Consider the following 13,018-nt stretch of genomic DNA (forward strand, 5'->3'; position numbering starts at 1 on the left):
GTTGGTTAAACAGTTGACGAGAGGCCAACTTATATAGACGTTATTCTAACGTCGTCAAACAGTGAATCGCTACTAGTTAGCTAGACATTTTTTGACATTTACCATTGGAACAAAAAGCTCCAGTCTATCCAGTGTCTCGTGATGCCATAAAATGGAACAACTTCACCTCAATGGGGGAGAGGCCATTGAGGTGTTTTGGGAATGCTCAGGAAGGGGAGTTCAATTCGCCCATGAGTTGTTGGTGAATTTCATAAGCGTATACCACGGTATGCTTTTGAACTTCATGACCCTGTATAAATAGTTCACCGTAGATGGTTTCATCTGGGTACTCTGTAATGAGTTGCAACGGAATATCTGTTTCTTTGCTCTCAGAGATCAGGCATGGAAAACCATTGATAAGTTCGAAGTTGGTCATACCAGCATGCTGGTTATACAGTTTCACTTGCTTTTGGTTGAGCTCGGATACTCCAGGAATGCCCATGAGCTTTTCGGTTAAACGCTCGGTGAACTTGAGTGTGTATTCTCTCCAAAAGTCAGTAGGGTGATGGCGCAGTATTAAGAAAAACCCTTTAGGGATGGTCCACATATCAAATCCTAAAGGAACGTATCCTGAAAAGGGTCGAACCCACTCATGAGAAGGATAGCCGTGAAGGTTAATGTGGAGTTTAGCCTGACTTACTTCCCTTGCTTTAAAGCGAATCTCTTTCTCATACATCGGCCCTTTTTTACGATATTCGAGATCGTCTCCTAACGCGGTATACCTTGCAGCATGATGCATATGGAAAGGGTTATCTTTGATGAGTGTCTGATGAAGACTATAGCCATCAGGGTTTTCTAATGGAGAAATGACAAAGTTAGAATTTTGCTTTTTAGATAACTCTAAGGCGCCACGAAGTGCTCCAATGACTCCTGTCGTTTCATTTGCGTGTTGACCCCCACTTATCATGACAGGGATGTCCGAGCCATGATGATAACGAGCAGTTATCTTTCTTCCTGAGATAGAGTGAGCGTCAAGCTCTGTGCCCGGGATTTGCGCCAGTTCCTGTGCAATTTGATGGGTACTCAGTGGCTCAGTGGCAGCCTCGATAGGCTGTAAATGTCTACTTTCTGACATATCATAGGGCTGAGTACGCATTGTCAGGGTTAGCTCATCTGTCTGTGAGTGAATAACTGAAGGGACAATTTGCCCGGGTTGTCCTTCACGGTCTTTAGGCTGGTAGCCTGCTTTGACCTTAAACCACTCTTGCAACGAGAAGTACAAGTCTTCATGAAGGGCTTCTGTCAGGCTAACATTTTCTTGTTCGTAACCGATTGACTGGTCTGGCCACGGCAGTTCAACGTCAATGCTTAATCTTTCAAAAAATGGCTCTCTTCCCGTCCAGTTATGCTTGGTAATGACGTCTAACGCGCACTTGAATAGCTGCTCGAAGTCTGTTTCGAGTCGCTCATCCGTCGTGAGTTCGCCATTTTCGTCATGTACTTTCAACCAGCCAGTGGGGGATAGGTACTCTTGATTAATCACATCCGTGTGAATGTGATTTGGTGCAAATACTTTGTGCTCAGTATGCATGCCAGAACGAGAGTGAAGGACCACTCGATACTGTTGGTCACTGCTGTTGTCTGGGTGAAATACGATTTCTGCTTTTCCTGTTAGAGCTGCCAACGGGTACGCTTCTAGAAGAAACCTATTTTCCGTTGTTTTTTGGTGAACAGGATAAAACACTTCCACTTTTTTTAAGTTGCTGTCATTGAGATTTAAGTCTTCAAGCATGAAGTGCAGCAGTGGCTTGTAAGCACTGCGTACCTTGGCTTTGACGCCTGCATTAAGAAGGCTTCTTTCAATACTTTGGCGCTTCTCTCTGTCAGCAAAGATCCAAGCTTCGATCAGTTGCCTGTTACTGGCTTCGTTTGAGAAGCGCTCAATAAGCTGGCGGCCTGTCGTTTGAAATGTTTTCGCGAAAGTAATACTCATTTTGAAGTCCTACCTGTTGGGTCTAAGCTGTCTCGAAGCCAGTCACCGAGTAGGTTTAAGCCAAGTACAGTTAACAGAATGGCCAGTCCTGGGAAAACGCTCACCCACCAAGCAGTTTGTATGTAAGTACGTCCGTCGGCGAGCATGCCGCCCCAGCTAGGGGTCAAGGGGTCAACACCCAAGCCCAAGAATGTAAGGCTGCTCTCAAGCAAAATGTTGTTGGCGACGTTCAGTGTCATTAAAACAATCACCGGACCGATAAGGTTCGGCAGGAGGTGACGAAATAGAATATTTAAATGACTCACACCAATCGCTTCTGCGGATTGAATGAACTCTCTATCACGAAGAGACAGGACCGATCCTCGAACCAATCGTGCGTACTGCACCCATTGGGAAATGATCAGCAGAATGATCATATTAGTGAGTCCGCCGCCTATGATGGCGATGAATGTGATGGCAAGCAGGATAAAAGGCATCGCCAGCTGGACATCGGCGAAGCGCATCACAATAACGTCCCAAAAGCCTCGATAATAGCCAGAGATCAAGCCCATGATGACACCAAGAACGACAGCGCCTGCAACCGATAAAAATCCTACCTGTAGAGAAATTTTTCCGCCTGAGATGACTCGTGCCATGATGTCTCTGCCCAGAGGATCTGTGCCAAGCAGGTAGTCTGGGTTACTAAACGGCTCTAACAGGCGAGCGCTCAGATTGATCTTGTCTCCGCCTTGGAAAATAAAATCGGAAAGAAGCACGAGTAGACAGATAGAGCCAGTAAGTAGGAACCCCAGTATGAACTCTAAGCTTTTATAATTTGATAAGTTGCTGCTGAAACGGTTAAACAACATGTTAAGACTCCGTGCGAATTCGAGGGTCGATAAGGCCGTAAGCAATATCCACTAACAGGTTTACTCCGACGATGAGCATGGACAGTACGGTAATTACGGCTTGGAGAACTGGGTAATCCCTTGATCCCACTGCATCAAACGCCAAGGTGCCAAGCCCAGGCCAGTTAAACACTCGCTCGATGACTACGATGCCGCCTAAGAGACCACCAAATTGAAGACCAAAATACGTAATCAAAGGAATGGCGCAGTTGCGCAATGCATGTTTGTAGAGGACTTTGTTTTCACTTAGGCCTTTTGCGCGCGCAACCATGATGTACTGAGACTGCAAGGTTTCTAACATTGATGAGCGAACCAAGCGAACATTGGTAGCGGTGAGTATGATCGCCATAGTGAACGCTGGCATGATGAAGCTGGTGAAGTCTGTCATGCCGCTGGGTGGAAGCCACTGTAGCCAGATTGAGAACACTAAGACCAGCATTAGCGCTAGCCAGAAGTTCGGAAATGATAAGCCAATGAGAGACACGATACGGATGACTTGGTCAGCCCATTTGCCTTTTGATACTGCTGCTTTAATGCCTAATGGGATTGAGATAACAATTGAAACAAACATTACGCAGGTAGCAAGTGCAAGCGTCGCAGGAAGAGATTGAGCGATTAGGGTGGATACAGAGGTTCCTCCCAAAAAGCTGCGTCCAAAATCCAAAACCAGCAAGCTTTGCAAAAATTCTAAATACTGAGCTACAAAGGGCTTGTTAATGCCAAGTGATTCGCGAATCATTTGTAAATCCGCTTCAGTAACGCTCCCTGCGCCTTGTGTCAGCATTAATGCTGGGTCGCCCGTTAGGCGTATTGCGTAAGCGACAATTAGAGTAATAGCAAGCAGTACAAAGACTGCTTGAAATAGGCGCTTTAATAAAAAGCTTCCCATACTTAATCCTTTTAACAGTGATGGCTCAAGCGAGTGATGCTTGATGGCGTTCTTTTTAAAAGTTGTCTACGGCATTCTTTGGGTACTAATGCCGTAGACAAGGTGGTATTTAATCGACGTAGACCTCATTCAGGCGAAGTCGATTATCTGGGACTGGTGTAAAGTCTTTTACTTTCTTCGAAATACCGAAGATGGCATCTTGACTGTAAAGCGGCATTTCAAGCGCTCGATCAGCAGTGTATCGAGCGATAGACTGTAAGATCTCTTCACGCTTTGACATATCGGTAATGGAACGTTGTGACTCCAGCATCTCGTCTAAAGCGCTATCGCTGTCGTATGGGTTCCATTTTTCTCCAGTGTGATACATGAAGTAAGCCGTGTTGTCGTAATCGAGCGTCCAGCCACCCCATTTCTGTTGGAACATCGCACCGGTTTTTCCAGACGGAATGATGTCATTTAACAGCACATTGGTTTCGTATGGCTTAATCGTTGCGTTAATACCTACGATTTGAAGGTAACTTGCGACGGCTTGAGCCACCTCGCTGAACGTTGCATCATTACCACGAATATCGATTTGTAGTTTTGTGCCTGGTTTAACACCTGCTTCTTTCAATAGCTGCATTGCTTTATTTGGGTCATAAGGAAGTGGTGCCATATCTGGGTCATTACCAAAGGAAATATTACTCTGGAAGCTGGAAATTTGAGCAGCTTGACCACCTAGGATGGAATCAATGATAGCTTGTCTGTCGACCCCATAAATTAATGCTTTACGTACACGTTCGTCTTTCGTGATGCCATCACGAGTGTTAAAGCGTAGAGCAAATACCGTTGGGCTTGCTGTAGTTACAACGTCTAGCTTTGGATCATCTTCGATTGTGCTAATCATGCCGATCGGGATAGTCGGTGGAATCACCAAATCAACTCGCCCGGATTGCAGTTCAGCTACAGCTGTAGAGGGTTCGCTAATAAAACGGTAGTTCAAGTGATCGAGTTTTGGAGCACCGCCCCAGTGGTTCTCGTAGGCACTTAGATCGATGCGCACTTTCGGCTCGTAGGTCTCAAATTTAAATGGACCCGTGCCAACAGGATGCGTGTTGAAAAACTCTTCGCCGTTCTCTTTTATGTAGTTTGGCGGCACAATCATCGCACCGTAGCCCGCCAACTTGGTTAATAAAACAGGGTCAGGCGCGTTTAGGTGAAAATCAACCGTCAGTGGGTCGATTACTTCAACAGACTGGATCGCAGCATAGTTAGAGCGTTGCGGTCCCTTTTTACCTTCTTCGCCCATAAGTCGATCAAAAGTAAATTTAACGGATTCTGCGTTAAATGATTCGCCGTTATGGAAGGTTACATTTTCACGCAGGTGAAAGCGGATTCTGCTGCCTTCATCCAATTGCTCCCATGACGTTGCTAGTCCAGGTTGTAGCGTCAGGTCAGGGGCGCGGTAGGTGAGACCGTCATAGATGTTGGTCGCTACCGAAGACCAGTTTACCAAGAAGGTGTCTACTGGGTCCCAGCTGCCTGGATCTTGCGGTGATGAAACTGTCAGCGTGCTTGCTAAAGCGGGTAGCGCTAAGGCGAAGCTTCCGCTCAGTAACATCGCTTTTAAAGATGCTTTGTACATAAGATATTCTCCGTTCTTTTGTGATGAGTGTTGTTGTTTTATGACTGGGCAATAAAGTGCCCTGGAGCGATTTCCTGCTGAGTCAAGATCATTGGTTCATCACCAACCATCCGAACAGGGCTGGGGATTTCGCCTTCAATCTTGCTAAAGTCGCGCTGCACAAATGGATCGGCGACCGGTACAGCGCTTAGAAGTCGCTTGGTGTAAGGATGAGATGGCGTTTCCAGTACTTGCTGGCGAGAACCAAGCTCTGCTACTTGTCCGAGATATAAGACAGCGACGCGGTGACTCATCTTTTCAACTACTGCCATGTCATGGCTAATGAAGAGATAAGAAATCCCGTGCTCTTCTTGCAGTTCCATGAATAGATTGATGATTTGTGCTTGGATGGAGACATCCAGTGCAGACAACGCCTCATCTGCAATGATTAATTTGGGATTTGAAGCCAGTGCTCGGGCGATACAAATCCTTTGGCGCTGGCCACCTGAGAACTGATGCGGATAGCGATTTGCGTGGTCTTTTGTTAATCCCACTCGTTCAAGAAGCTCCGTTACGCGCTTTTGAATGTTACCTTCCCCTTGAATAAGGTTATGTGTTCTGATCGGTTCAGCGATGGAAAAGCCAATGGTTTTTCTAGGATCAAGAGAAGCTAATGGGTCTTGGAAAATGTACTGAATTTCTTGGCGAAGCTTCTTGCGCTCGCTTTTAGATAGCTTGTCAAATGACTTGCCATTAAAGCTGATATCACCGCTTGTGGCTTTCTGAAGTTGCTGAATGGTGCGTCCAATCGTGGACTTTCCTGATCCTGATTCGCCCACCAATGCTAGGGTTTCGCCTTTGAAAATATCGAAGCTTACTTGCTCAACAGCATGTACGCGGTGCGTCGCTTTACCAAAAAAGTTCTTTTTAGTGTCGAATCTAGTAACAAGATTGCGCACAGACAATAAAGGTTCTGATTCGTAGTCAGCAGTATTCTGAATACACTCTTCGCCAACCACGGTTGGTTCGTTATTTTCAACGACAGTTATGGGGAAGCGCTTAGGATAGGGTTGCCCTTCCATGGTGCCGAGTTTTGGCACAGCAGAAAGCAAAGCTTGAGTGTAGGGGTGCTTTGACTCAGTGAAAATCGTTGTTACAGGGCCTTGCTCGACTTTCTTGCCTTGCCACATAACGACGACGTCATCTGCCACCTCTGCAACCACGCCCATGTCATGGGTTATGAAGATCACCGCCATATTCAGCTCTTTCTGAAGCTCTTTTAGAATCGCCAAAATCTGTGCTTGAATCGTGACATCTAATGCAGTGGTCGGCTCGTCAGCAATCAGTATCTTAGGGCGACAAGCTAGTGCCATTGCAATCATGACACGCTGCCTCATACCGCCTGATAATTGATGTGGGTAACGATCAAGCATTTCACTGGCGTCGGGCAGACGCACCATTTTTAAAAGCTCGACAGCCTCTTTACGTGCAGCGTCTTGGCTGATTTGCTTATGTAACGTTAACGATTCACAAATCTGATCACCGATGGTGTATACCGGGTTTAGGGATGTCATCGGCTCCTGAAAGATCATGGCGATGTCTTTTCCGCGCACTTTGCGAATAGTGCTTAACGGTGCTTTGAGTAAATCGATGGTGCCGAAGCTCTCGGACTCAAACCAAATATGGCCGCTTGGGTAATGTGCGCCAACGCCTTCTGCTAGGCGCATTATGGATTGAGAGGTAACCGATTTCCCCGATCCAGACTCACCAACAATAGCAAGCGTTTTTCCTGCTTCGACGGTGAAGCTCAAATCTTCGATTACGCGATGACCGTCAAACTCTACTGACAAATTATCCACGCTCAGAATTGGCGTATTGGCAGTCTCTGGCACGATGTGTTCCTTATAGCCTTGGTGTGATTGCTGTGAAGTGTTAAGCAATAGCAAAGCACTCCTTGTGATCATTCTTATTCTTTACTGATTTCTATAATGTGTATTAAATTAAATGACATCCACTTATATTAATGCATAGTCGATAACTGAATGTTATTGAAAAGGGTTGAGAATGAAATTTAGGCAAATAGAAGCGTTTCGATTCATCATGTTGAGAGGAACAACAGCGGCTGCCGCAGCAGAAATGCATATTTCTCAACCAGCTGTGAGTAGATTGCTAGCAGATTTGGAAGATCATTTGGGTTTTCGACTTTTTGAAAGGAAAAAAGGGCGTTTACTGCCTACTTTAGAGGCCACAGACTTTTTTCGTTCCGTTGAAGAAAGCTTTCTCGGTCTTGAAAAACTGGAAGTCGTGGCAGGAAAAATTCGTGCAAAGGCGCCTACCGAGTTAAAAATTGCCAGCACTTCAGCCATTGCAACGACCTTGCTGCCGATGGCGCTAAAAGAGCATCTAAAATATTACCCAGATGAAAGGATCACTATTCACACTGATAGTATGTCTGAATTGGTGGCAAAACTGCAAAGTAATCAGGTCGATGCCGCGGTAGGGCTGGAGCTTCCATCACTAACGGGGATCGATAGGCGATCTATCGGCAAAGTTCGTTTTGTTTTTGCAGCGCGATATGATCATCCATTAGCGAAGAAAAAGGTGATCTGTGCGGAAGACTTGATTGGCGAGTCTGTTCTGAAGGTCGTGGACAGCTCCCCCGTATACTGGAGCGAGTTAGGCGGAGTACTGAGTTCGGTAAAAGATAAGCTCAATCAAACGATTATGATCGATACCTCCCACACTGGATATTCTATGATTGCTGCAGGGCTGGCGGTCGCAGTAGTGGAGCCATTTGCAGCAAACGTATGGAAGGCCAATGGCGTCATCACGCGACCATTTGAGCCGGCAATTTATTACCCTTATGGAATATCGTATCCAACGAATACTAGACCCCATGCGTCACTTTCACGATTTACTGAGTCAATATTACATGCTGCGAAAGAAATGCCTGAGTTTGGTTTAGTAGAGAGTGAAACCAAAAAATGATAACCAAGCACTTCTGTCGAAGAAATATATAAGTAGTAATACGCTACTTTAATTAACTGTATTTTTAATTAGCAAGCATTCTAAATTGAATACTGTTTAAATTGGCTAGCTAAAATGTAGCGGTTCGATACCGTATCTATATAGTCCCGGTGATTTCTTATTACTGAAGCTTGTGATAGGTTTTATTGGTTATTGGATCGTTGGTAGTTGCAGGGAAAAACTTAAAGTGGGGTGTATGGAAGCAGTTTTACTAACCTGGGTAGGTAAGCGTGACCTTGAAGCAATTACCTGTACTGATCAAGGCCCAGTTCTAAGTACCCTGAAGGCCTTCCAGTTTAGCAGGGTCGTTCTTTTAAGTTCTTATTCATCGAGTGAACTTCGAAAGTATAAGTCCTGGCTAGTTGAACGTTTAAGGGACTCTGCACCTTCGATTGAATCTCACCATGAGCCGCTCAATTCGCCAATAGATTTTACCAGCATTTACCAAGTGGCTGACCGACATCTCCAGCGTCTTCACTCTGGCCAATCAAATCTCTCGATTTTACTTTCGCCTGGCACGCCAGCAATGCAGGCGGTATGGATATTACTAGGTAAAACTAAGTACCCGGTGACCTTTTATCAATCTAGTCGTGAGCAAGGGGTTGAGCAGGTCGAGATTCCGTTCAATATTGCTGCTGAATACATTCCTAGTGCGGTGTCAGTGAATGACCAACATTTAGCGAATCTGATCAATGACCAAGCACTCGTTCATGCTGCATTTGATGACATCATCACACAAGACCCTAATATGTTGCGCCTTAAGAAACAGGCGCAGATTTTGGCAGAACGTGAAGTGCCAGTCTTGATTCAAGGTGAAACGGGTACCGGTAAAGAGCTATTTGCCAGAGCTATACATAACGTTAGTCGGCGTGCTAATCAGCCCTTTATCGCATTGAACTGCGGAGCAATACCGCCAGAATTAATCGATACGACGCTTTTCGGCCATAAAAAAGGAGCGTTTACGGGGGCAGCCTCAGATAGAGCGGGTGTTTTTCAGCAAGCCCATGGTGGTACGTTATTCTTGGATGAATTTGGTGAATTAACAACAGCTGCTCAAGTGCGTTTACTTCGCGCGATACAAGAGGGCTTAGTCACGCCAGTAGGCTCTCAAAAAGAAGAATCCGTTGATGTCAGAATTATTACTGCGACACATCGAAATCTTATCGAAGACATCGCCAATGGGGGGTTTCGAGAAGACTTATTTTATCGTGTAGCGGTTGGCGTGCTAACACTGCCTCCTTTACGAAGTCGTGAAGGAGATCTACTGCATCTCTCTGAAACGCTGCTTGCAGGCCTAGCAAAACAAGATAAAGCGCTCGAAGATAAAAAACTTTCTGTTGATGCAAAAAATCTTATCCTACTGCATCTCTGGCCTGGCAATATTCGCGAACTACGCTCTACGATACTACGAGCATCACTATGGAGTAGTGATGAACTCATTAGTGGTGAGGAAATGCAGCAAGCATTTTTCCATCGGTCACAAAAACAAGATGGCCTGCTAGATAGGGATGTGTCTCAAGGTGTTGATATACAAGATATTATTTCGGAGTTGGTAGGTCACTATGTGCCGAGAGCACTGTTAGCATCCCAAGGCAATAAGTCCGATGCAGCTAAGCTTTTGGGCCTAAAAAACTATCAAACATTAAATAATTGGATTGAAAAACATAGGGTGAAAATAGATAACTAAGAATCTTGGCATGGATATAGCTAACCTCTCCGTATATTAAGTTATTAGGTGAATTAATTTAGATAACTTTCTTATCGAGACGCTACTGTTTTAATTTAAGACAAGGATAGAAAAACTATGGCTCATAGCCTAAAACAATTCCAAACTCAGACTGCCCGCCCTTTACCTGTAATTGTAATGGCTGATACCAGTGGAAGCATGTCCGTTAATGGAAAAATTGAAGCGCTTAATTCTGCGCTGAAAGACATGATTAGTACATTTTCTGGTGAAAGTCGTTTGCGTGCCGAGTTGCAGGTTTCCTTAATAACATTTGGTGGTAACGCAGAAGTTCACCTTCCTCTTATAGCTGCTCATAAAATAGAGTCTTTCGAGCCTTTACCTGCAATGGGGGGGACTCCGATGGGCGCAGCTTTTGAATTGGTATCAAAACTAATTGAAGATATCGATAAAATTCCTTCTCGTGCCTATAAACCAGTGATTATTTTAGTATCTGATGGTCATCCTACAGATGATATTAAAGCTCCATTTGAACAATTACTGAGCGGAGAGCGCTCAAGTAAAGCAACCCGTTTTGCTATGGGCATTGGTGCTGATGCAGATATTTCATTATTAAACGATTTTACTAATGACATTGAAGCACCAGTTTTCAAAGCAGAAAATGCACGAGATATTCATCGCTTCTTTAAGGCTGTCACTATGAGTGTAACTACGAGAAGTCGTTCAACCACGCCGAACCAAGTTACCCCTCTAGTGATTCCAGCGACTTCTGTCAGCTTGGAAAACGAAGATGATGAATACGAAGAGCTAGACTTCTGATGAAACTGGCTGCAACCGGTAGCTCAGTAATCGGCCCGGCTCACCTCTTCGAACACACTCCTAACCAGGATGCCGTGCTCGTGCGCGGCATCCAAAAGGGCTGGTGTATTTCTGTTGCCGACGGACTGGGCAGTCGACCACTGAGCTACATAGGCTCCCGTTACTGCGTCCAGAGTGTTCAACGCTCGCTAGAGCTGCAGGCTGGTTTCAATTCAACACCGTTGCAGATCAGCCAACAGATACAGCAATTCTGGCTAAGCCACTTTGGCGATAGTCACTCAGCGTTTGAGACCACTTGCCTCTGGGCCTCTGTCACTCCAGCTGGAAGTGGCATGGCCGCCCAGGTGGGGGATGGATTACTGCTTATCAAGAGCCAGGGGCAGCTCAGAGTGGTTACCTCCTTGAGAGATGGCTTTGGCAATCAGACACAAACACTCTCCAAGGCCAAAGATCATGACTGGACGAGCGTTGAGTTCACTCTGGCCCAGCCTGGTGACGGCGTACTGCTGATGACTGATGGCATATCAGATGACTTGATTCCAGAGCACCTGGAAGGTTTTTTTGATGCGATTTTTCAGCAGTTAAAGCGCAGTAACAAACGCCGCTGCAAACGCTGGCTGACCAAAGAGCTGAACGAATGGACCACCCCAAGACACGGGGATGACAAAAGCATTGCAGGCATATTCAGGACTGAATAGATCATGAGTAACCCAGGCAGTAAAAAGAAGAAGCTACCGCCACTGGAAGATGTGCGGGGCATGAAGTACGAGCTCAAAGAAAAACTGGCTGAAGGCGGTCAGGGTGTGGTTTTCACCACCGACCGGCCTCAAGTACTCATCAAAGGCTTCACAAATAAAGATGAGACTGCGAAGAAGAAATGGCGCGGCCATATTGAATGGCTGATACGACAGGACATCGCCGACCTGAAACTGGCGCGGCCTTTGACATTGATGAAAGAGCCGCGCATGGCCTACGCCATGGAGTTGATGGATGGCATGGTCCCATTAAAATCCATCCTTGATAGCTTTATCCAGGCCAATGATAACGCAACGGAAGAGAACCCGGCCCCTCATATTCAGAACTATCTGGATCAGGGCGGCTTACGTCGTCGCATCCGTATCCTCTGCCAACTGGCCCGGACTCTTAACCAACTGCATAGCCGTGGCATGCTGTACGGTGATATTTCTCCCGATAATATCTTTGTTTCAGACGACCCGAACCATGCCGAAACCTGGCTGATTGACTGCGACAACATCAGCTATGAATCCCACTCGAGTTTAACCGTACATACGCCGGATTATGGTGCCCCGGAAGTCGTTCGTGGCGAGGCCATGCTATCCAGCCTGACAGACTGCTGGAGCTTTGCAGTCATTGCTTATCAGTTGCTCACCCATAACCATCCGTTAAAGGGCGAAATGATCAACGACGGCGAACCCGAGATGGAAGACGAAGCGCTTCGTGGTAAGCATCCCTGGATCAATGATCCAGACAACCCGGATAACGAGTGCTTCACCAATCTGCCGATTCAACTGATCGACAACAGTAAACTGCCGGAGTTATTCCAACAAACCTTCGGCGTAGGTAAAGAAACCCCGTTGTCACGCCCATCCATGGCGGAATGGCTGGAAGCATTGACAGAAGTCGATGAGCACTTGTTTAAGTGCAAGGAGTGCAACGGCCAAACGATACTGCCTTCTGACACTGAGTGTATGGATGACGTCTGCTGTTTCTTCTGTGACTCACCGGTCGACCCGAAACTGGTATTGTTCGAGGAGTTCATCAGGGTTTCAGAAACCGAAAAGCAGGATAAATACCCGGAGCTGGATGGTAACCAGATTGCCACAGGAAGGAGGGTTTGCCTGCAACCCGGTGACCAGAAAGAACTGAAACGCCTGATGCCGTCTTTCAGTTACGACAGAGTTCCCAGCGACCATATTCAGATTGAATATTCAGAAACGAAGCTGGTTATCACGCCTGTTGATCCTCTACACATTTCCCGTGGTGACGACAACATGAAAGAGTTCAGAAAAAAGATCCCTCTGAAATCAGAAACCCGTGGAAAGAACCAGGAGCCTTACTGCATTCACCTGGACAGCCCGGCAGAAACCCACGTTTTTTGGCAATTTCGGTGGTGATT

10 protein-coding genes are annotated in these 13,018 nt (G+C 46.0%); 5 read left to right on the forward strand and 5 right to left on the reverse strand.

Translation table 11 applies throughout. The features are described from left to right. Nucleotides 1–205: 205 nt before the first annotated feature. The 5 genes from DN730_RS00230 to DN730_RS00250 all read right to left on the reverse strand — a co-directional run bounded on the left by DN730_RS00230 (nt 206) and on the right by DN730_RS00250 (nt 7,291). Nucleotides 206–1,972 carry a M14 family metallopeptidase gene (locus tag DN730_RS00230; protein WP_115466107.1) on the reverse strand — a complete coding sequence of 589 codons (1,767 nt, stop codon included), beginning with the start codon at nt 1,970–1,972 and terminating at the stop codon, nt 206–208. After that, on the reverse strand, nt 1,969–2,820 hold the full coding sequence (locus DN730_RS00235; RefSeq protein WP_115466108.1) for an ABC transporter permease: 852 nt from the start codon (nt 2,818–2,820) through the stop codon (nt 1,969–1,971). Before DN730_RS00235 ends, DN730_RS00230 begins: the two co-directional genes overlap by 4 nt. A gap of 1 nt (nt 2,821) precedes the next feature. Beyond that, entirely contained in the window at nt 2,822–3,748 is a 927-nt protein-coding gene (locus tag DN730_RS00240) for an ABC transporter permease (RefSeq protein ID WP_115466109.1), read from the reverse strand. A gap of 109 nt (nt 3,749–3,857) precedes the next feature. Beyond that, nucleotides 3,858–5,372 carry an ABC transporter substrate-binding protein gene (locus tag DN730_RS00245; protein WP_115466110.1) on the reverse strand — a complete coding sequence of 505 codons (1,515 nt, stop codon included), beginning with the start codon at nt 5,370–5,372 and terminating at the stop codon, nt 3,858–3,860. 38 nt (nt 5,373–5,410) lie between these two features. Then, a complete protein-coding gene (locus DN730_RS00250) occupies nt 5,411–7,291 on the reverse strand; it encodes an ABC transporter ATP-binding protein (RefSeq protein ID WP_245957858.1) in 1,881 nt (626 codons plus the stop codon). A 124-nt stretch (nt 7,292–7,415) separates the two neighbouring features. Between DN730_RS00250 and DN730_RS00255 the strand changes: the two genes are divergently transcribed. The 5 genes from DN730_RS00255 to DN730_RS00275 all read left to right on the forward strand — a co-directional run bounded on the left by DN730_RS00255 (nt 7,416) and on the right by DN730_RS00275 (nt 13,016). After that, nucleotides 7,416–8,339 (forward strand): LysR family transcriptional regulator, encoded by a 924-nt coding sequence (locus DN730_RS00255; protein ID WP_115466112.1) that lies wholly within the window; start codon nt 7,416–7,418, stop codon nt 8,337–8,339. A gap of 235 nt (nt 8,340–8,574) precedes the next feature. After that, entirely contained in the window at nt 8,575–10,065 is a 1,491-nt protein-coding gene (locus tag DN730_RS00260) for a sigma 54-interacting transcriptional regulator (RefSeq protein WP_211313802.1), read from the forward strand. A 117-nt stretch (nt 10,066–10,182) separates the two neighbouring features. Continuing rightward, on the forward strand, nt 10,183–10,881 hold the full coding sequence (locus DN730_RS00265; RefSeq protein ID WP_115466114.1) for a vWA domain-containing protein: 699 nt from the start codon (nt 10,183–10,185) through the stop codon (nt 10,879–10,881). Beyond that, nucleotides 10,881–11,579 (forward strand): PP2C family serine/threonine-protein phosphatase, encoded by a 699-nt coding sequence (locus tag DN730_RS00270; protein ID WP_115466115.1) that lies wholly within the window; start codon nt 10,881–10,883, stop codon nt 11,577–11,579. Before DN730_RS00265 ends, DN730_RS00270 begins: the two co-directional genes overlap by 1 nt. 3 nt (nt 11,580–11,582) lie before the next feature. Further along, complete coding sequence (locus tag DN730_RS00275; RefSeq protein ID WP_115466116.1) at nt 11,583–13,016, forward strand: protein kinase domain-containing protein; 1,434 nt, start codon at nt 11,583–11,585, stop codon at nt 13,014–13,016. Nucleotides 13,017–13,018: the final 2 nt, after the last annotated feature.

Source organism: Marinomonas piezotolerans (assembly GCF_003362755.1).
Taxonomy (GTDB): Bacteria; Pseudomonadota; Gammaproteobacteria; order Pseudomonadales; family Marinomonadaceae; genus Marinomonas; species Marinomonas piezotolerans.